General features: G+C 72.1%; 21 protein-coding genes. 3 read left to right on the top strand and 18 right to left on the bottom strand.

Translation table 11 applies throughout. The annotated features are described in order from the left end of the window. Window positions 1–37 precede the first annotated feature (37 nt). Window positions 38–1,252 carry a macrolide-inactivating glycosyltransferase gene (mgt, locus tag AB0K92_RS17860; RefSeq protein ID WP_365923873.1) on the top strand — a complete coding sequence of 405 codons (1,215 nt, stop codon included), beginning with the start codon at window positions 38–40 and terminating at the stop codon, window positions 1,250–1,252. Window positions 1,253–1,352: 100 nt separating this feature from the next. On the opposite strand, the gene AB0K92_RS17855 is transcribed toward mgt, so the two are convergent. From AB0K92_RS17855 to AB0K92_RS17840, 4 genes are all read right to left on the bottom strand, one after another. Further along, the gene (locus AB0K92_RS17855) at window positions 1,353–1,745 is read right to left on the bottom strand and encodes a hypothetical protein (protein ID WP_365923871.1); all 393 of its coding nucleotides are present in this window, start codon (window positions 1,743–1,745) and stop codon (window positions 1,353–1,355) included. After that, window positions 1,742–2,092: a hypothetical protein gene (locus AB0K92_RS17850; RefSeq protein WP_365923869.1), complete on the bottom strand. Its 351-nt coding sequence runs from the start codon at window positions 2,090–2,092 to the stop codon at window positions 1,742–1,744. Before AB0K92_RS17850 ends, AB0K92_RS17855 begins: the two co-directional genes overlap by 4 nt. Window positions 2,093–2,122: 30 nt before the next feature. Further along, window positions 2,123–2,311: a hypothetical protein gene (locus AB0K92_RS17845; protein WP_365923867.1), complete on the bottom strand. Its 189-nt coding sequence runs from the start codon at window positions 2,309–2,311 to the stop codon at window positions 2,123–2,125. Window positions 2,312–2,450: 139 nt separating this feature from the next. Continuing rightward, the gene (locus AB0K92_RS17840; protein WP_365923865.1) at window positions 2,451–4,721 is read right to left on the bottom strand and encodes an MMPL family transporter; all 2,271 of its coding nucleotides are present in this window, start codon (window positions 4,719–4,721) and stop codon (window positions 2,451–2,453) included. Between the two features lie 418 nt (window positions 4,722–5,139). Between AB0K92_RS17840 and AB0K92_RS17835 the strand changes: the two genes are divergently transcribed. Continuing rightward, on the top strand, window positions 5,140–5,688 hold the full coding sequence (locus tag AB0K92_RS17835; RefSeq protein WP_365923863.1) for a DUF1697 domain-containing protein: 549 nt from the start codon (window positions 5,140–5,142) through the stop codon (window positions 5,686–5,688). Between the two features lie 76 nt (window positions 5,689–5,764). Beyond that, window positions 5,765–5,980 carry a hypothetical protein gene (locus AB0K92_RS17830; RefSeq protein ID WP_365923861.1) on the top strand — a complete coding sequence of 72 codons (216 nt, stop codon included), beginning with the start codon at window positions 5,765–5,767 and terminating at the stop codon, window positions 5,978–5,980. Between the two features lie 67 nt (window positions 5,981–6,047). On the opposite strand, the gene AB0K92_RS17825 is transcribed toward AB0K92_RS17830, so the two are convergent. The 14 genes from AB0K92_RS17825 to AB0K92_RS17760 all read right to left on the bottom strand — a co-directional run bounded on the left by AB0K92_RS17825 (window position 6,048) and on the right by AB0K92_RS17760 (window position 18,875). After that, window positions 6,048–6,782, bottom strand: a complete 735-nt coding sequence (locus tag AB0K92_RS17825) for a sirohydrochlorin chelatase (protein ID WP_365923859.1) — start codon at window positions 6,780–6,782, stop codon at window positions 6,048–6,050. 5 nt (window positions 6,783–6,787) lie between these two features. After that, a complete protein-coding gene (locus tag AB0K92_RS17820; RefSeq protein WP_365923857.1) occupies window positions 6,788–7,690 on the bottom strand; it encodes an ABC transporter permease in 903 nt (300 codons plus the stop codon). Then, a complete protein-coding gene (locus AB0K92_RS17815) occupies window positions 7,677–8,474 on the bottom strand; it encodes an ABC transporter ATP-binding protein (protein WP_365923855.1) in 798 nt (265 codons plus the stop codon). The genes AB0K92_RS17820 and AB0K92_RS17815 overlap by 14 nt, the downstream gene beginning before the upstream one ends. Window positions 8,475–8,506: 32 nt before the next feature. Continuing rightward, on the bottom strand, window positions 8,507–9,610 hold the full coding sequence (locus AB0K92_RS17810; RefSeq protein WP_365923853.1) for an aliphatic sulfonate ABC transporter substrate-binding protein: 1,104 nt from the start codon (window positions 9,608–9,610) through the stop codon (window positions 8,507–8,509). Window positions 9,611–9,756: 146 nt separating this feature from the next. Then, entirely contained in the window at window positions 9,757–11,091 is a 1,335-nt protein-coding gene (locus AB0K92_RS17805; protein ID WP_365923851.1) for a GTP-binding protein, read from the bottom strand. A gap of 2 nt (window positions 11,092–11,093) precedes the next feature. Next, on the bottom strand, window positions 11,094–12,029 hold the full coding sequence (cysD, locus tag AB0K92_RS17800; RefSeq protein WP_365923849.1) for a sulfate adenylyltransferase subunit CysD: 936 nt from the start codon (window positions 12,027–12,029) through the stop codon (window positions 11,094–11,096). Then, window positions 12,026–12,562: an adenylyl-sulfate kinase gene (cysC, locus tag AB0K92_RS17795; protein WP_166002921.1), complete on the bottom strand. Its 537-nt coding sequence runs from the start codon at window positions 12,560–12,562 to the stop codon at window positions 12,026–12,028. The genes cysD and cysC overlap by 4 nt, the downstream gene beginning before the upstream one ends. Before the next feature lie 23 nt (window positions 12,563–12,585). Then, window positions 12,586–13,290: a phosphoadenylyl-sulfate reductase gene (locus AB0K92_RS17790; protein WP_365923847.1), complete on the bottom strand. Its 705-nt coding sequence runs from the start codon at window positions 13,288–13,290 to the stop codon at window positions 12,586–12,588. After that, window positions 13,287–13,466, bottom strand: coding sequence for a hypothetical protein (locus AB0K92_RS17785; protein WP_365923845.1), 180 nt, complete (start codon window positions 13,464–13,466; stop codon window positions 13,287–13,289). Before AB0K92_RS17785 ends, AB0K92_RS17790 begins: the two co-directional genes overlap by 4 nt. Further along, a complete protein-coding gene (locus AB0K92_RS17780) occupies window positions 13,463–15,160 on the bottom strand; it encodes a nitrite/sulfite reductase (protein WP_365923843.1) in 1,698 nt (565 codons plus the stop codon). Before AB0K92_RS17780 ends, AB0K92_RS17785 begins: the two co-directional genes overlap by 4 nt. A gap of 126 nt (window positions 15,161–15,286) precedes the next feature. Further along, on the bottom strand, window positions 15,287–15,370 hold the full coding sequence (locus AB0K92_RS17775; RefSeq protein WP_310591794.1) for a putative leader peptide: 84 nt from the start codon (window positions 15,368–15,370) through the stop codon (window positions 15,287–15,289). A gap of 192 nt (window positions 15,371–15,562) precedes the next feature. After that, on the bottom strand, window positions 15,563–16,135 hold the full coding sequence (locus AB0K92_RS17770; protein ID WP_365923841.1) for a GNAT family N-acetyltransferase: 573 nt from the start codon (window positions 16,133–16,135) through the stop codon (window positions 15,563–15,565). Window positions 16,136–16,152: 17 nt separating this feature from the next. Beyond that, the gene (locus AB0K92_RS17765) at window positions 16,153–17,319 is read right to left on the bottom strand and encodes a hypothetical protein (protein ID WP_365923839.1); all 1,167 of its coding nucleotides are present in this window, start codon (window positions 17,317–17,319) and stop codon (window positions 16,153–16,155) included. A gap of 260 nt (window positions 17,320–17,579) precedes the next feature. Continuing rightward, window positions 17,580–18,875: a GAF domain-containing protein gene (locus AB0K92_RS17760; RefSeq protein ID WP_365923837.1), complete on the bottom strand. Its 1,296-nt coding sequence runs from the start codon at window positions 18,873–18,875 to the stop codon at window positions 17,580–17,582. Window positions 18,876–19,022: the final 147 nt, after the last annotated feature.

Genomic DNA, 19,022 nt, shown 5'->3' with positions numbered 1-19,022 from the left:
AATCGATTGGACGATACGTATCGTCTCGCCTAGGGTGATGGGCATGACCTCACGCGCCCACATCGCCATGTTCTCCATCGCCGCCCACGGCCATGTGAACCCCAGCCTGGAGGTGATCCGGGAACTCGTCGCGCGCGGCCACCGGGTCACCTACGCCATCCCGCCCGTCTTCGCGGACAAGATCGCGCAGACCGGCGCCGAACCGAAGCTCTGGAACTCCACGCTGCCCGGCCCCGACGCCGACCCGTCGGACTGGGGCAGCACCCTGCTGGACAACGTCGAACCCTTCCTCGACGACGCCATCCAGGCCCTGCCGCAGCTCGCCGCGGCCTACGAGGGAGACGAACCCGACCTCGTCCTGTACGACACCACCGCCTACCCGGCCCGGGTCCTCGCCCACCGCTGGGGTGTCTCCGCCATCTCCCTGTCGACCCACCTCGTCGCCTGGGAGGGGTACGAGGAGGAGGTCGCCGCCCCGATGTGGGAGGAGCCGAAGAAGACCGAGCGCGGCAAGGCGTACTACGCCCGCTTCCAGGCCTGGCTGGAGGAGAACGGGATCGGCCTGCATCCCGACGACTTCGTCACCCGCCCCGCCCGCTCGCTCGTGCTCATCCCCAAGGCGCTCCAGTGGAAGGCCGACCAGGTCGACGAGAACGTGTACACGTTCGTCGGCGCCTGCCAGGGCGACCGCACCTCCGAGGGTGACTGGCAGCGGCCCGCCGGCGCCGAGAAGGTGGTCCTCGTCTCGCTGGGCTCCGCCTTCACCAAGCAGCCGGAGTTCTACCGCAACTGCGTGCGGGCCTTCGGCGACCTCCCCGGCTGGCACCTGGTGCTCCAGATCGGCCGGCACGTCGACCCGGCCGAGCTGGGCGACGTACCGGCGAACGTGGAGGTCCACTCCTGGGTGCCGCAGCTCGCCGTGCTGAGGAAGGCCGACCTGTTCGTCACCCACGCCGGGGCGGGCGGCAGCCAGGAAGGCCTGGCCACCGCCACGCCGATGATCGCCGTACCGCAGGCCGTCGACCAGTTCGGCAACGCGGACATGCTGCAGAGCCTCGGGGTCGCCCAACGCCTGTCCACCGAGGAGGCCACCCCCGAAGCCCTGCGCACGGCCGCCCTCGCTCTCGTCGACGACCCCGAGGTCGCCCAGCGGCTGAAGGACATCCAGGCGCAGATGGCCCAGGAGGGCGGCACCCGCCGCGCCGCCGACCTCATCGAGGCCGAACTGCCCGCCGGACGACGGCAGTCGTAGCCGTCTGCCACGCCCCAGAGTCAGGCGTACGCCGCGGCCGACGGGCCTGCGCCCCGGCCGTCAGGCGCACGCCCCGGCCGTCAGGCGCACGCCCCGGCCGTCAGGCGTACGCCGTGGTGTCCAGGCGGGCCTTGTAGATGATCGCGCCCTCCCGTGCCCGCGCCACTCCGCTGACGTTGAAGTGGACGTACTTCGTGCCGAAGACGTTGCCGTTCTCGACCGCGCCCGTCCACATCTGCTCGCCGGAGGAGTGGCGTACGTACGACTTCACGTACCGCCGCTCGTGCAGCGTGGACCTGGTCATCGACGCCGTGTCGACGGCGTACACCCCGTAGGTGTCGGTGACCAGCAGGCGGCCGGGGCGCCGGAAGTCCGGCTGGAGGTCGTGGGCGCGGGTGAAGGCGTCCAGGCGGCGCTCGGTGTCCTCCACCAGCTTCGCCGAGTTCGCCGTCGTCACGATCCGGTAGGCGGTCAGCCGCTTGCCGCCGCTCACCCACAACCGCTCCAGCCGCGGGTCCCACAACAGACCGTGCGCCGGAACGGGACCGGGCTGCCCGCCCGCACCAGCGAACTCGCGTGGCTGTTCGCCGGCCGGAACACATGGAGGCTGCCGCCGGTCGCCGCGCCGCCCCCGCTGCCGTGGCTGCGCCCCGCGACGACGACCACGCCCGTGCCGCGGGCGCGTTCGATGCTGTGCGGGTAGTTCCGCACGTCCGACACCGACCACAGCAGCTTCTTGTCGCGGCGCCGGTAGACGCTCGCCGTGCCGGTGGTGGAGGTGCCGGTCACCGCGAGCAGGATCTCGCCGTCACCGTCGGTGGCGCGGAAGCGGTGCTCCATCGGGTGGCCCGAACCGGCCGGATTCAGCTGCTACTTGACGGTGCGGTCGGTGAACGGCTTGTTACGGTCGAACAGGAGGATCCTCCCGGAGTTCACGTCCCCGATCAGCACGTCGAACGCGGCCGGGGCGGCGCTCGCCTCCCGCGCCGTCAGCAGTCCGGCCGCCGGTGCGGCCACGGTCCCCGCGAGCGCGCCCCTCAACAGGCTCCGTCTGTCCATGAGTCGTCCTCCCCCTGGCCGACATCAGGTCGTCGTCCGGTCAGCCAGACAGCGGCGAGGGCCCGTCGGTTCCCCCGGAACCGACGGGCCCTCGGCCCAGGCGGACGGAATCAGCCCCTCCGCGGGCCCGTGCCCTCCGTCAGACCCGCAGCGGCTCGGGTTCGCCGTCCTCGTCCCGCGCCGGCCGGCTCACGACCGCCTCCGGCGCCTCGTCGTGGGTGAGGTCGGGCAGCCGGTCGAGCCACCGCGGCAGGTACCAGTTGCGCTCGCCCAGCAACGCCATCACCGCGGGCAGCAGCACCCCCCGGATGATCGTCGCGTCGATCAGCACCGCTGCCGCCAGACCCACGCCCATCTGCTTCATGGACTGCATGGACAGCGTGCCGAAGATGGCGAAGACGGCGACCATGATGACCGCGGCGCTGGTGACCACCCCGGCCGTGGTGACCACGCCGTGGGCGATCGCGTCCTTGGTGGACCGGCCGCGCAGCCGCGCCTCGCGGATCCGCGACACCACGAACACGTGGTAGTCCATCGAGAGGCCGAACAGGATCACGAACAGGAACAGCGGCAGCCAGCTGACGATCGCGCCGACACCCTCCGCGCCCACCAGCGAGGCGCCCCAGCCGTGCTGGAAGACGGCGACCAGGATGCCGTAGGCGGCCCCCACCGACAGCAGGTTCAGCACGATCGAGGTGACCGCGACGGTCAGCGACCGGAACGACAGCAGCATCAGCACGAAGGCGAAGACCACCACGAAGACGAAGACCGGCACGACCGAGCCGACGAGCTGGTCGTTGAAGTCCTTCGACCCCGCGACCTGCCCGGTGATCGGCGCCTCGACGCCCTCGACCTTGCCGAGCGTGGCCGGGCGCACCTCGTCGCGCAGCTTGTCCAGGCTGGCCCCCGCCTTGTCCAGGTCGGAGCCGCCGACCAGCGGGACGTAGACGAAGGCGACGTTCCGCTCGTCGTGCAGCTTGATCTCGACCGGGCCGCGCGAGGCGCCCGAACTCACCGCGCGCTCCCGGAACGCGGCGAGCGCGTCGCGCACCTCGGGCGCGTTGATGTCGTCCGCCTTGACGACCACCTCCGCCGGGTCGGAGCCGCCGGGGAAGGCCTCGTTGACCCGGTTGTACGTCTGCACGATCGGCAGCGAGTCGCCGAACTCCTGGTCCAGGGTGAGGTTCTGCGTCTTCATGCCGAGCGCGGGAGCCGCGATCGCCAGCAGCGCACCGCACGCCACCACCACGGACACCACGGGCCGCGCGAGCACGCCCTTCAGCACGGCGGTCCAGAACCGGCTCCCGCCGGCGCCCCCGGAGCCGCTCCCGTCACGGCGCCGGCGGGACAGGAACGGGATACGGCCCTTGTCCACCCGCTCGCCCAGCAGCGACAGCAGCGCCGGCAGCACGGTCACCGACCCGATCATGGCGACGGCCACCACCATCAGCGAGGCCAGGCCCATCGCCTCGAACTCGGCGATGCCGGTGAACAGCATGCCCGCCATCGCCACACAGACCGTCACACCGGAGACGACGATCGCGCGGCCACTGGTCGCGGCGGCGATCCGCAGCGCCGTCTGCGCGTCCCGCCCGGCGGCCCGCTCCTCACGCTCACGGCGCAGGTAGAACAGGCAGTAGTCGACCCCGACGGCCATGCCCACCAGCAGCATCACCGAGTTGGCGGTGTCGCTCATCGGCATCACATGGCTGACCAGGCCCATCAGACCCATCGTCGCCATGATCGCGGTGATCGCCAGCAGCACCGGCAGCAGCGCCGCCACCAGCGCGCCGAACGCGATCAGCAGGATGCCGAGGGCGACCGGGACGGCGGAGTACTCGGCCTTCTTGAAGTCGTCGCCGAACGCGTCGTCGAACGTCTTCATCATGCTCGCGCCGCCGATCTGCTCGATCCGCAGCGCCCCGTGGTCCCGCTGGACCTCCTCGACGGCCTTCAGCACGGGCTCGACGCGCTCGCCCGCGGTGTCCGCGTCGCCGCGCATGTCGAACTGCACCAGCGCGCTGCGGCCGTCCGCCGAGATCGTCTTCGTGTCGTACGGCGAGCTGATGTCGGTGACCCGGCCGGTCCCGTCGACCGCCCGCACCACGGCGTCGACGGCGGCCCGGAACTCCGCGTCGGTCGCCTTCAGCCGGCCGTCCTTCGACTGGAGCAGGACCGTCTCACCGGCCGGCTCCTCGATCCCCGCGTCCTCGACGATCTTCGCCGCGGTGCGCGTCTCGCCCTTGATCTGGTCGCTGTCCTTGACGTCGACCCGGCCCGCCGCCGAGCCGAGCCCCATCGCCAGGACGACGAACAGCACCCAGATGCCGATCGCCGCCCAGCGGTGCCGGGCGCTCCAGCCGCCGGCCCGGGCGGCGAACCCCCGTACCCGTGTCTCTCTGTCGGACATCAAGGTCCCCCTGCCGGTCTTCATGCCGGACTGCCCCTCCTGCGCGGCGGCGGCCCCCTGCCGCCACCTGTCGCTACTGAAGGTAGGGGCCGGGCAAGGCCATCTCGTCGTGCTGCCCGGTGAAGCGGAGCACCCCCGGCTACTCCCCTCGGTCCCCCTCCCCTCCCCACTGAGGAGGACGCGGGCCCCTTACATCTATCGGGACATCCCCCACATCCACCGGGACATCCGCAGGCCGGACGGGCGGGCGACGCACCGCTGTTGTGCATGACGCACCCTTGTCGAACACGTCACAGACACGTGCGGCTGTTGATCCACACCCCCTGCCTCGGCCAGAGTTCCGCGCAACCCCCCACCCCGGGCCGGCGGTCGTCGTGCCCGCCCCCACGGGGCACGACGGCCGCCTAGGGTGGGGCCCGTGACGACGTATGCGGCGCTGCTGCGCGGGATCAACGTGGGCGGCAGCAAGAAGATCCCGATGGCCGACCTGCGCACCCTCATGGAAGGCCTCGGTTACGACGGCGTGCGCACCTACCTCCAGAGCGGCCAGGCCGCGTTCACCTCCGCCCACGGCGACGAGGAGTCCCTGGCCGCCGAACTCACCCGGGCGATCGAGCAGCGCTACGGCTTCCGGGTGGACGTCATCGTGCGCGACCACGCCTATCTGAAGGCGGTCGCCGACGCCTGCCCGTTCCCCGCCGCCGACCTGGAGCCCAAGCAGCTCCACGTCACCTACTTCTCCGCCCCGGTCGACGAGGACCGCTTCGCCGCCGTCGACCGCGAGGCCCACCTGCCGGAGGAGTTCCGCCTCGGCGACCGCGCCCTCTACCTCTACGCCCCGGACGGCCTCGGCCGCTCCAGACTCGCCGACGTCCTCTCCCGCCCTCGCCTGACCAAGGGCATCATCGCCACCACCCGCAACTGGAACACCGTGCTCAAGCTGGTCGAACTGACCGCTCCTCGGTGAGGGAACCCCACGGCGCGCCTGTTCGTCCTCACAGACGAGGCCGGACCTCCGGACGACGCGACGGAATCGAGGGGCCATGAGCACGAACGACCCGAAGCTGCAGACGACTTTGGCCGACGGACGGCGGCTCACCCTGTCGCTCCCGCCGACGGACGCGCCCTGGGCCGCAGACGGCGTCGCGGGCCTGCGCCCCGTCCCGCCCACCCACACCGGCCGCGGCGACGAACCCCAGCCGCTGCCGTCCCGTCCCGCGCTGCCGCTGGAGGTCGCCCTGCTCGGCCTGGGGGCCTGAGCCGGCTCTTTCCCGGGCGCTGAGCCGGCCCGTTCCCGGGCGCTGAGCCGGCCCGTTCCCGGGCGCCCTACGCGCCGACCGCCGCCAGCATCGGCGCACGCGCCCCGTCGTAGCGCTCCACCAGCAGCCGGGCCACCTCCGGTGCCGGGCCCAGGACATCGGCGAGGACGTCCGCCCCGGCGGCGCCGCGGGCGATGCGGTCCGGGAGGAAGCCGGGGGCCAGGACGTACGGGGCGACGGCGACGCGGGCGCAGCCCAGCGCACGCAGTTCGCGGACCGCCTCCTCGGTGCGCGGAAGGGATGCGGAGGCGAACGCAGGCCGCACGGCGCACCAACCGGTGTGCCGCCACTCCCGCGCGATTTCTGCGATCACTGCGATCGCCTCCGGGTCGGTGGACCCCGCCGAGGCCAGCACGACCCCGGTCGAGGACTTGTCGGCGGGGGTGAGCCCCGCCTCGTACAGCCGCCGTTCCAGGGCGGCGAGCAGCAGCGGCGACGGGCCGAGCACGTCCGCCTGGCGGATCCGCAGCCGGCGCGGCGCCTCCCGCAGCACCGCGGGGATGTCCGCCTTGGCGTGGAACGCGCGGGTCAGCAGCAGCGGCAGCGCGACCACGTCCCGCACGCCCTCCGCCGCCAGGGACTCCAGCACCGCCGGCACGGACGGGATGGTGAAGTCCAGGAAGCCGGTCTCCACCCGCAGGCCCGGACGCTCGGCGCGCACCCGCTCCACGAGGGCGTGCACGGTCGCGGCGTGCCGCGGGTCGCGGCTGCCGTGGGCGATGACGACAAGCACCGGCCGCATGGGAATCAGCCCTTCACCAGCAGACCGCGGCTGCGCAGCACCCGCCGCTCCAGCGGACTGAAGATCAGCAGGTCGATCGCGATACCGACGATCAGGATGAGCAGGATGGCGAGGAACACCATCGACATGGAGCTGGTGTTGCGGCCGTTCTCCAGCAGCTGGCCGAGACCGACGCCGAGGTCGGGGGAGGAGGCGATGATCTCGGCGGCCATCAGGGACCGCCAGGAGAACGCCCAGCCCTGCTTCAGGCCCGCGAGGTAGCCGGGCAGCGCGGCCGGCATGACGATGTGCCAGGTGCCCTTCAGTCCCGTCGCGCCCAGCGTGCGGCCCGCGCGCAGATACAGCGGCGGCACCTGGTCCACGCCCGACACCAGTCCGTTGGCGATGGACGGGACCGCGCCGAGCAGGATGACGGCGTACATCATCGAGTTGTTCAGGCCCAGCCAGATCACGGCCGGCGGCACCCAGGCCACCGACGGCAGCGACTGGAGGCCGGACAGGATGGGGCCGATCGCCGCCCGCACGAACTTCACCCGCGCCACCAGCAGCCCCAGCGGGGTGCCGATGGCGAGCGCGAGCAGGAAGCCGAGCAGGCCGCGCGAGACGGACGTCCAGATGTAGTCCAGGAGGGTGCCCTGCAGCCAGGCGGTGCGGACCTCGGCCCACACGTCGGCGGGGGCGGGCAGCTTCGTCGGGTCGTCGACGATCCCGAAGGCGACCAGCGCCTGCCACACCACCAGCACCAGCGCGATCGCGGTGACCGGCGGCAGCACCTTGCGCAGCAGCGTCTCGCGCAGCGGGGTGCGGCCCGACTCGACCGTCTCCAGGGCGTCCAGACCGGCCTCCAGGCCGGCCAGATCGCTCCCGTCCTTGACGGGCGCGCCGGCGGACGTGTCAGTGCTGGCCATGACGGCGGATCTCCCCACGCAGTTCTTCGGTGATCTCCCGGGACAGCTCGGCGACCTCGCTGTCCTCGATACGGCGCGGCTGCGGGATGCCCACCGTCCACTGGCGCGCGATGCGGCCCGGCCGGGACGACAGCAGCACCACGCGCTGCGCGAGCCGTACCGCCTCGCGCACGTTGTGCGTCACGAACAGCACCGACAGGCCGGTCTCGCGCCAGATGCGGGTCAGCTCGTCGTGCAGCACGTCCCGTGTGATGGCGTCCAGCGCCGCGAACGGCTCGTCCATCAGCAGCAGCCTGCTGTCCTGGGCGAGGGCACGCGCCATCGCCACCCGCTGGCGCATTCCGCCGGACAGCTCGTGCACCCGCTTGCCGTACGCGCCCTTCAGGCGGACCAGTTCGAGCAGTTCCTCGGCCCGTTCGCGGCGCTCGGCCTTGGCGGCGACGCCGCGCAGCTTCAGCGCCAGCTCGATGTTCTTGCCCGCGGTCAGCCACGGGAACAGGGCGTGCTCCTGGAACATCAGCGCCGGCCGGCCGTCGGTCGCGATCGACCCGGCGGACGGCCTGTCCAGTCCGGCCACCAGGTTGAGCAGGGTGGACTTGCCGCATCCCGAGGCGCCCAGGAGGGTGACGAACTCGCCCGGCGCGACATCGAGGCTGATGTCGTCCAGCACGAGCTGCTGCCCGGTGGGGCCCGGGAACGACTTCGAGACGTGCTCGATGCGGGCGGCGTGCCCGGCGGCCGAGGTCTCGGTACCGTCGGCGGCCTTGGCGAGTGTCGTGGCCATGGTCGTCACCTCCTGGATCTCTCGGGATTCGCTTACCGGACGCCGAGGCCGGCGTCGTCGACGGTGGCCTCGCCCCTGGCCGCCAGGACCTTGTTGAGCAGGGTGAGGTCGTAGATCCCGGTCAGGTCCGGCTGCTCCAGCAGACCGGCCTTGACCGCGTGGGCGGCCTGGGCGTCGAGGGTGGCGGCCAGCGGGTCGTCCAGGAAGGCGATCGACTTCCAGGCCGGGTCGATGACGTCCGCGGGCAGCGGCTTGCCGGTGTCGGCCGCCAGCTGCTCGTTCGCGGCCGCCTTGGCCTGCTCCGGGTGGGCGTTGATCCACTCGTTGGCCGCGACCGACGCCCGCAGCACGGCCTCGACGACGTCCGGGTGCTCCTTCAGGAAGTCCTGCCGCACGATGATGTTCGTGATGACGAACTTCTCGTCCGGCCACAGGTGGGACTCGTCCAGCAGCACCTTCGCGCCCTCGGCGACCAGTTTCGAGGCGGTCGGCTCGGGCACCCACGCGCCGTCGACGGAACCGGACCTGTAGGCGTCCGGCGCGATCTTGTTGTCGGTGCGCACGACGGAGACGTCGCCCTTGCCGCTCTGCGCGTCGACCGTCCAGCCCTGCCCGGCGGCCCAGTTGAGGAACGCGACGTCCTGGGTGTTGCCGAGCTGGGGGGTGGCGATCCGCTTGCCCTTGACGTCCTTCAGGGACGTGATCTTCTCCGGGTTCACCACCAGCTTCACACCGCCGGACGCCGAACCGCCGATGATCCGCAGGTTCTTCCCGTTCGCCTTCACATAGCCGTTGATGGCGGGGGAGGGGCCGATCCAGCCGATGTCGATGGACTTCGAGTTCAGCGCCTCGATCTCCGAGGGACCCGCGTTGAAGGTGGCGTACTGCGCGACGGTGGCGCCCAGTTCCTTCTGGAAGAAGCCCTGCTGCCGGCCGACCAGCGCGGTCGCGTGCGTGAGGTTGCCGAAGTAGCCGATCCGGACGGAGTCCAGACCGTCGATCTTCTTCGCCCCGGCGGCGATCCGCACGGTGTCGTCGTCCTTGGCCTGGGAGCCGTACCCGCACGCGGCGAGCGCGAGCAGCGGGAGGGCGGCGATCACCGCGAGGGCGCGGCGCGGGACGGGGGTGGCAGGCACGGGGTGTTCCTCTCGGGGACCCGGCGGTCACGGAGCCGGTTCAGTCCGTGGCCGGGAGGTCGGCGGGTTCTCGGCGGCGGCGTACGGGGTCCGCGGGTGTCATCGCGGACGGCGCCGTACACCACGGCTGAAGCGGGAGTTCACGCTCAGAAGTCCCACCCGTCGTCCTCGGCCCCGTCCTTGACGGGCTCGGGGGAGGCGAACGACTCGCCGACCATGCCGGCGGTGAGGGTCGTGCCGTCGTTAGGGTCGATCAGGATGAACGAGCCCGTGCGCCGCGAGTCGGCGTAGGAGTCGACCGGCAGCGGCTCCGCGGTACGGATCTTCACCCGGCCGATGTCGTTGGCGGCGAGCCTGCCCGGGTGCGGGTGCAGGGACAGGTCGTCCAGCGTCAGCCGGGACGGGATGTCCTTCACGATCGCCTTGACCGTGCGGGTGCCGTGCTTGAGCAGCACCCGGTGGCCGACGGTCAGCGGGGCGTCGGCGACGTGGCAGACGGTCGCCTCGACGTCCTGGGTGGTCGGCGGGGCGTCCTTGCTCGGCACGATCAGGTCGCCGCGCGAGATGTCGATGTCGTCGGCGAGCAGCAGCGTCACCGACTGCGGCGTCCAGGCCACGTCGACCGGCTTGCCCAGCAGGTCGATGCCGGTGATCGTGGTCGCCCGGCCGGACGGCAGCACGGTGACCTGCTCGCCGACGCGGAAGGTGCCCGCCGCGATCTGTCCCGCGTAGCCGCGGTAGTCGGGGTGCTCGGCGGTCTGCGGGCGGATGACGTACTGCACGGGCAGCCGCGCGTGGCAGTGCGCCAGGTCGTGGCTGACCGGGACCGTCTCCAGGTGCTCCAGGACGGTCGGGCCGCCGTACCAGTCCATGTTCGCCGACGGCTCCACGACGTTGTCGCCGGCGAGCGCGGAGATCGGGATCGCGGTGACCTCGGGGACGCCCAGCTCGGTGGCGTACGCGGTGAACTCCTCGGCGATGGCCGCGAACACCTTCTCCCGGTAGCCGACGAGGTCCATCTTGTTGACGGCCAGCACCACGTGCGGCACCCGCAGCAGCGCGGCGATCGCGGCGTGCCGGCGGGTCTGCTCGACGACGCCGTTGCGGGCGTCGACGAGGATCACGGTCAGCTCGGCCGTCGAGGCGCCGGTGACCATGTTCCGCGTGTACTGCACGTGGCCGGGCGTGTCGGCGAGGATGAACCGGCGCCGGGGCGTGGCGAAGTAACGGTACGCCACGTCGATGGTGATGCCCTGCTCGCGCTCGGCGCGCAGACCGTCGGTCAGCAGCGCGAGGTCCGGTGCGTCCTGGCCGCGGCTGCGGGAGGCGTGCTCGACGGCCTCCAGCTGGTCGGCGAGGACCGACTTGGAGTCGTGCAGCAGCCGTCCGACCAGGGTGGACTTGCCGTCGTCGACGGAGCCCGCGGTGGCGAACCGCAGCAGGGTGGTGGCCGAGAGCTCCTCGGTCGTGGTCGTGCTCATGCTTAGAAGTACCCCTCGCGCTTGCGGTCTTCCATCGCGGCCTCGGACAGCTTGTCGTCGGCGCGGGTCGCGCCCCGCTCGGTCAGCCGGGAGGCGGCGATCTCGGCGATCACGGCGTCCAGCGTGGTCGCGTCGGAGTCGACGGCTCCCGTGCAGGACATGTCACCGACGGTCCGGTAGCGCACCCGCCGCTTCTCGACCACCTCGTTCTCGCGGGGCCCGCCCCACTCGCCGGCGGTCAGCCACATGCCGCCCCGCAGGAACACCTCGCGCTCGTGGGCGAAGTAGATCTGCGGCAGCTCGATGCCCTCGCGGGCGATGTACTGCCAGACGTCCAGCTCGGTCCAGTTCGACAGCGGGAAGACCCGGACGTGCTCACCGGGCGCGTGGCGGCCGTTGTACAGGTTCCACAGCTCCGGGCGCTGGCGGCGCGGGTCCCACTGGGAGAACTCGTCGCGCAGCGAGAACACCCGTTCCTTGGCGCGGGCCTTCTCCTCGTCGCGGCGCCCGCCGCCGAACACGGCGTCGAACCTCTCGCTCTGGATCTTCTCCGTCAGCGGCAGCGTCTGCAGCGGGTTGCGGGTGCCGTCCGGGCGCTCCTTGAGCACCCCGCGGTCGATGTAGTCCTGCACCGAGGCGACGTGCAGCCGCAGGTTGTGCCGGGCGACCGCGCGGTCCCGGTACTCGATGACCTCGGGGAAGTTGTGCCCGGTGTCCACGTGCAGCAGCGAGAACGGCACCGGCGCGGGCGCGAACGCCTTCAGCGCCAGGTGCAGCATGACGATCGAGTCCTTGCCGCCGGAGAACAGGATCACCGGCCGCTCGAACTCGCCCGCCACCTCGCGGAAGATGTGGACGGCCTCCGACTCCAGCGAGTCCAGGTGGGACAGGGCGTACGGGGTGTCGGTGCCCTCGTCGATGGTGGCGACGGTCGTCATGCCAGTCCCCTCTCGGTGAGCAGCGCGTACACGGACGCGGCGGACTCCTGCACGGTCTGGTTCTGGGACTCGATCCGCAGGTCGGGCGACTCGGGCTCCTCGTACGGGTCGTCGACGCCGGTGAGCCCCTTGAGCTCGCCCGCCGCCTGCTTGGCGTACAGGCCCTTCACATCGCGTACGGAGCACACCTCGACCGGGGTCGCCACGTGCACCTCGACGTACGGCGTCGCGTGGGCCTCGTGCCGCTTGCGCACGGCGTCACGGCTGTCGGCGTACGGCGCGATGACCGGGACGAGGACGAGCACGCCGTTGCGGGCGAGCAGTTCGGCGACGAAGCCGATGCGCTGCACGTTGGTGTGCCGGTCCTCGCGGCTGAAGCCGAGGCCCGCCGAGAGGAACTCGCGGATCTCGTCTCCGTCGAGCACCTCGACGCGGTGGCCCTGCTCGCGGAGCCGTCCCGCCAGTTCGTAGGCGATGGTGGTCTTGCCGGCGCTCGGCAGACCCGTGAGCCAGACGGTGGCTCCGGTCGTCACGTCAGTCTCCTGGATCGTCGTGGTCATCCGTGCAGCCCGCATTCGGTCTTGGCGCGGCCCGCCCAGCGGCCGGCGCGCGCGTCCTCGCCCTCGAGGACCCGGCGGGTGCAGGGGGCGCAGCCGATGGAGGCGTAGCCGTCCATCAGCAGCGGGTTGGTGAGGACGCCGTGCTCGGCGACGTAGGCGTCCACGTCGTCCTGGGTCCAGCGGGCGATGGGGGAGATCTTGACCTTCTGCCGCTTCTCGTCCCAGCCGACGACCGGGGTGTTCGCCCGGGTCGGGGACTCGTCGCGGCGCAGGCCCGTCGCCCAGGCCGTGTAGCCCTTCAGGCCCTCCTCCAGCGGCCGGACCTTGCGGAGCTTGCAGCACAGGTCGGGGTCGCGCTCGTACAGCCTGGGGCCGTACTCGGCGTCCTGCTCGGCGACCGTCTGGCGCGGGGTGAGGGTGATGACGTTGACGTCCATCACGGCGTCCACCGCGTCCCGGGTGCCGATGGTCTCCTCGAAGTGGTAGCCGGTGTCGAGGAACACGACGTCGACGCCGGGCATCACCCGGGACGCGAGGTGGGCGACCACCGCGTCCTCCATCGAGGAGGTCACGCAGAACCGCTTGCCGAAGGTGTCGGCCGCCCACCGGAGGATCTCCGGCGCGGAGGCGTCCTCCAGGTCGCGGCCCGCCTGCTCGGCGAGCGCCTTCAGTTCCTCGGCGGTGTCCTGAGCCGTGGTCATATCTCGTCCCCTCCCGTGGTGTCCTGCCGCACCCCGCGGGCCAGCAGCCCGAGGAAGGTCAGCCGGAACGCGCGATTGCAGGCAGCGCACTCCCAGGCGCCCTGACCCTCCTCGCTGGGGCGCAGGTCCTCGTCGCCGCAGTACGGGCAGTGGAAGGGCACCGCGCGCTCGCTCACGACAGCGCCTCCTCGGAGGCGCGGGCCGCCCAGCTGGCGAACCGCTCGCCGTCCTCGCGCTCCGCCTGGAAGCGCTTCAGGACCCGCTCGACGTAGTCGGGCAGCTCCTCGGAGGTGACCTTCAGGCCGCGCACCTTGCGGCCGAAGCCGGCCTCCAGGCCGAGCGCGCCGCCGAGGTGCACCTGGTAGCCCTCGACCTGCTCGCCCCGGTCGTTGAGGACCAGCTGCCCCTTGAGACCGATGTCCGCCACCTGGATACGGGCGCAGGCGTTCGGGCAGCCGTTGAGGTTGATGGTGAGGGGCTCGTCGAAGTCCGGGATACGGCGCTCCAGCTCGTCGATGAGGGAGGCGCCGCGCTCCTTGGTCTCGACGATGGCCAGCTTGCAGTACTCGATGCCGGTGCAGGCCATGGTGCCGCGCCGGAACGGGGAGGGCCGGGCGGTGAGGTCCAGCGCCTCCAGGGCGTCGACCAGCGAGTCGACTTGGTCCTGCTCGACATCGAGGATGATCATCTTCTGCTCGACGGTGGTGCGGACCCGGCCCGAGCCGTGCGCCTCGGCCAGGTCGGCGATCTTCGTCAGCGTGGTGCCGTCGACGCGGCCGACGCGCGGGGCGAAGCCGACGTAGTAGCGGCCGTCCTTCTGCCGGTGCACACCGACGTGGTCGCGCCAGCGCTCCACCGGCTGCGCGGGGGCGGGGCCGTCGACCAGCTTCCGCTTCAGGTACTCGTCCTCCAGCACCTGGCGGAACTTCTCCGCGCCCCAGTCGGCGACCAGGAACTTCAGGCGGGCGCGGTTGCGCAGCCGCCGGTAGCCGTAGTCGCGGAAGATCGAGATGACGCCCTCGAAGACGTCCGGGACCTCGTCCAGCGGCACCCAGGCGCCGAGCCGCACGCCGATCTTCGGGTTGGTGGACAGGCCGCCGCCGACCCACAGGTCGAAGCCGGGGCCGTGCTCGGGGTGGACGACACCTACGAACGCGACGTCGTTGATCTCGTGCGCCACGTCCAGCAGCGGCGAGCCGGAGATCGCGGACTTGAACTTGCGCGGCAGGTTCGAGAAGGCCTTGTTGCCGATGACCCGCCGGTGGATCTCCTCGATGGCCGGGGAGCCGTCGATGATCTCGTCCTCGGCGATGCCGGCCACCGGCGAGCCGATGATCACGCGGGGCGTGTCACCGCAGGCCTCGGTGGTGGACAGGCCGACGGCCTCCAGGCGGTTCCAGATCTCGGGCACGTCCTCGATCCGGATCCAGTGGTACTGGACGTTCTGCCGGTCGGTGATGTCGGCGGTGCCGCGCGCGAACTCCTGCGAGATCTCGCCGATGACGCGCAGCTGCCGCGTGGTGAGCCGGCCGCCGTCGATGCGGACGCGCAGCATGAAGTACTCGTCGTCCAGCTCCTCGGGCTCCAGGATCGCGGTCTTGCCGCCGTCGATCCCGGGCTTGCGCTGGGTGTACAGACCCCACCAGCGCATCCGGCCGCGCAGGTCGTTGGGGTCGATGGAGTGGAAGCCGCGCTTGGAGTAGATCGTCTCAATGCGTGTCCGCACATTGAGACCGTCGTCGTCCTTCTTGAACTGTTCGTTGCCGTTGAGCGGGGTGAAGTGACCCGCGGCCCACTGACCCTCACCGCGGTGACGGCTCACCTTGCGGCGGGGAGTCGCGGCGGCAGGGTTCTGCGGGTTGGCGGCCATGGTGGATACGTCCTTCGGGACAGGCGGAAGCGGTGCTGACCTGCGCGTACAGGCGCGTTGAGGCATACGTGCGCATCGTCGCGCGAGGGCAGACGGAAGGGAGGGAACCGGGATGCTGGCTTGCTGTCAGCGCGCCGGACAGATGGCGCTGGACATGCGGCCGAGGTCGACGTGCCGTCGACTCACCAAGGCGATTCCAGTTCCAGACATGACGGAAGCGTGTCATGGCGATCTGGACACAGTCCAGCTTCGTCCGGGATGCGGACACCCCTGTCTCGCAGAGCAAGACAGGGGTGTCGTCGGTCACATCGGCCGCAGAGGGCCTTGTCGTCCCAGGTCAGGCGCGGTATGCGGCCCGCCGGACGAGGGTGCGCGCGCGGCTCCGCGGGGCGTACTCCCCGCTCAGGCAGGGTACGCGCCCGGCCAGGGACCGGGCGTGGCGACCTCCGCCTCCTCCTCGACCCTGGTGTCGAACAGCTTGAAGCCCCGGCGCAGGTAGTTCTCCATCGCGAACTCGCCGTCCTTGCTGCACGTGTGCAGCCACACCCGCTTCGTCGGCGGCCGCTGCGGCCAGCGGTCGGCGAGATCCCAGGCGCGCGCGGTGCCGTACGACAGCAGATGTCCGCCGATCCGGCGGCCCCGGAAGGCCGGGAGCAGCCCGAAGTGGAGGATCTCCACCACGCCCTCGTCCTGCGGGTCCAGCTGGACGTACCCGGCCGGCGTGCCCCGGTCGTACGCCACCCAGGTCTCCGCGCCCGGCCGCTCAAGCTCCTCCTGCCACTGGGCGTAGGTCCAGCTCAGCCGGTCCGTCCAGCGGATGTCCCCGCCCACCGCGGTGTAGAGGAAGCGGCTGAACTCGGGCGAGGGCACCTCGGCGCGCACGACGCGGATGTCGCCCTCGGGCTCGGCGGCGGGCAGCAGGTCGCTCGGCGCGGTCTGCTCCAGGGACCAGGTGGTCACGGGGATGTTCGGCATGTCCCTCAGCGAACCATCTACTCCAGCGAGCTGTCGATCGTGTTCAGCCCCAGCGAAAACAGCGTCCGCCCCGACTGCGACCAGACCTCCCCGGTCTCCTCCCAGTAGGACAGGGCCCCGGCCGGTCCGCTCCAGCACTGGTAGGTGCCGTCCGGGCCGCACTGCGCCGACTCCGCGCGGTCCCCGTCCAGCCGGACCAGCGTCCCGTGCCCCTCGAAGGCGCCGTCGCCGCGGGCCAGGTACCAGCGGGAGCGGTGGGCGAGCACGCCGTGCGCACCGGAGGCCGCCTCCGTCTCGTACACCTCGACCGGCGAGGGCTCCGGCAGCCCGGCGCCGGGGCCGGTGGTGTCGGTCTCCAGGGCGTAGCGCCACAGCCGGGCGGGCCGGTCGGCGTCGGCCGGGACCGCCTCGCTCACCGCGAGGCTGTCGGGCGCGGTGCTGCGGTCCAGGGAGAGCGCGCCGATGCGGGCCGCGCCGGTCAGGCGGTACGCGGCGACGGCGGTCAGCGTGAAGCCGTCGGCCTCCCGGCGCAGGCGGTCCATGTCGTAGACGTAGAGGGTCCGGCCGCGGTCCCCGGTGGCCAGCAGCTTGTCCTGGTACCAGACCAGCCCGGACAGCGGTGAGACGAGCGGCCGCACCGAGCGCCCGCCGTCCGCGGGCACCAGGGGACTCACCCAGGCGTAGGTCATGCGCTCGGCGTCGATCACGGCGATCCGGGCCCGGCCCCGCGCGTCGCTCCAGCCCGAGAGCAGCACCCGGTGCTCGCCCCAGTGGCCGTCGTCGTCGGCGTCCCCGGAGCCGGTGAGCGCCCCCGCCCGCGCCTCGCGGGTGTCGGCCTCGGCCCAGCACCAGGCGCGGCCGGCCGCCGGCGTCACCGGCAGCGCGGCGCGCTCGGCGGCGGCGCAGTCGGCGGCGGGGCGCAGCGCGCGGTCGGCGTCCGCGACGACGTCCGCGATCCGGACGGCCGGTCCGGGAGCCGCCGGATAGGTCTCCTCGTGCAGACGCAGCTCGTTCACCTCGGCAGCCGAGGTGAGCGGCTGCAGCGGGCCCGGACGGGCGCCGTCGGTCGCCTGGGAGGCACTGATCATGGTCGCGGCGGCGGTCAGGGCGAGCGCGGTCCCGGCCAGGGCCGCACGCAGCGCCCTGCCCTGTTTGCGTCTGCGGTGTCGGCCGCGGTGCTTCATCAGTCCTCCCGAGGGGCCAACTGCGCCGCGCGTTCCGCACGTTCAGCATGGCGCAGGTGGGGTGGCCGGTAGGGGGATGCTACGGCAGGGCTGCGGGGCCGCGGACGAAGACCCCGTAATTGCCCCCGAGCGGGGCAACGTCCGCGGGGGCCGGCCCCGCGAACGATCTTCGACGGTCCGGGGCGCGGTCCGTCCGACCGGCTCAGGGGCGGGCGGCCGAAGCCGGTCGGTGAGTAGGCCGTCGCGACGCGCACGGCGCTTCAGGGCACCGCGGCCGCCTGCCGGGCCCTGATCACCGCCGGGGCCGTCGAGTGGGGCAGCAGGTCGCGCGGATCGGCGGGCGGCACCACGGTCACGTCGACGTCCTCAGCGAAACGATATGGCCGGTGCTCCAGCAACCCCCCGAGGTAGCGCCGCACCCGCGACAGCTCGGCGCGCACCGTCACCGTGCGCGCGGCGTCGCCGAACATGTCCTCGGCCAGCCCCGCCGCGCTGCGCCCCGAGCGGCGCACGGCCAGCAGATACAGCAACTCCGCGTGCCGGGGGCTCAGTTCGTGCGTCCACGCGCCCAGGCTGCCGGAGACGGTCACCGTCCAGCGGCGCGGCTGTGCCAGGTTCAGCACGACGCGGGTGGTGCCGCTCCGGGGCGGCGGCCCGTCCTCGCCGGCCCGCACCAGCCACCCCCCGGCCAGCGGCTCGACCGTGCACGCCCCGAGGCCCGGCAGCCAACGGCGGCCCCCCGTCAGCGACTTGGGCAACGCGATCCGGTTGGTGTACGGCATTCCCGTCACCGCCGCGGTCCAGCCGTCCCGGTCCACCACCAGCGCCCGCCCGGCGAGCCGGGACAGCGCCGGCGCGGCCACCGCGCGCAGCCGTTCCAGGGCCGTCAGATGCAGCTCGCGCAGCCGGGCCTCGGCGAGCTTGGCCACCGAGTCCACCCAGGCGAGGGTGGCCGGGTGCATGGTCTCCAGCGGGCCGCTGACATCCACCACGCCGATCAGCCGCCCGTCCCGCGGGTCGGTGATCGGCGCGCCGGCGCACGTCCAGGTGGCGTGCGACCGTACGAAGTGCTCGGCGGCGAACACCTGCACGGGCCGCCGGACGACCGCGGGGGTGCCCACCCCGTTGGTGCCGACCGTGGTCTCCCGCCAGTCGGCGCCCAGCAGGAACCCCAGCGCGTCCGCCTTGCGCAGCACCGCCGCGCTGCCCTCCCGCCACAGCACCCGGCCGTCCGCGTCGGCGACCACCATGATGTGGTGCGCGGCGTCGGCCACCGTCACCAGTCCCTCACGCAACACCGGCATCACATGCCGCAGTGGTGACTCCTCACGCCGGCGCCGGACCTCCTCCGCGGTGAGCAGGCGCGACCGGAAATCGTGCTCGGGATCCACGCCGCTGCGCAGCATGCGCCCCCAGGACTCCTCGATGACCGGTCGGGGAGTGAAGGGCGCGCGTTGTCCGGAAAGGGTGGCGTCGCGCACCTCGCTGAGCATTCGCGCCGCGCGGGCGGCGTCGGTGGCGGCGAGTCGCGTCATGTGTAACGGCGAGTTCGCCACAGTCGTCCTCCGGGGAATTGCCTCTCGGGCAACCGGTGTCAAGCCCTCCGGCCGACGGTTTCCGGTCGCATGGTGATGGGGGTCCCATACTGCCGTTCGCCGGGGGACGGAGGGGCACAGTCCGGTCACCGAGCCCTTATAAGTTGC

The sequence above is a fragment of the Streptomyces sp. NPDC052687 genome, from assembly GCF_040678395.1.
Lineage (GTDB): Bacteria > Actinomycetota > Actinomycetes > Streptomycetales > Streptomycetaceae > Streptomyces.
This window is presented reverse-complemented; position numbering and strand designations above follow the sequence as displayed.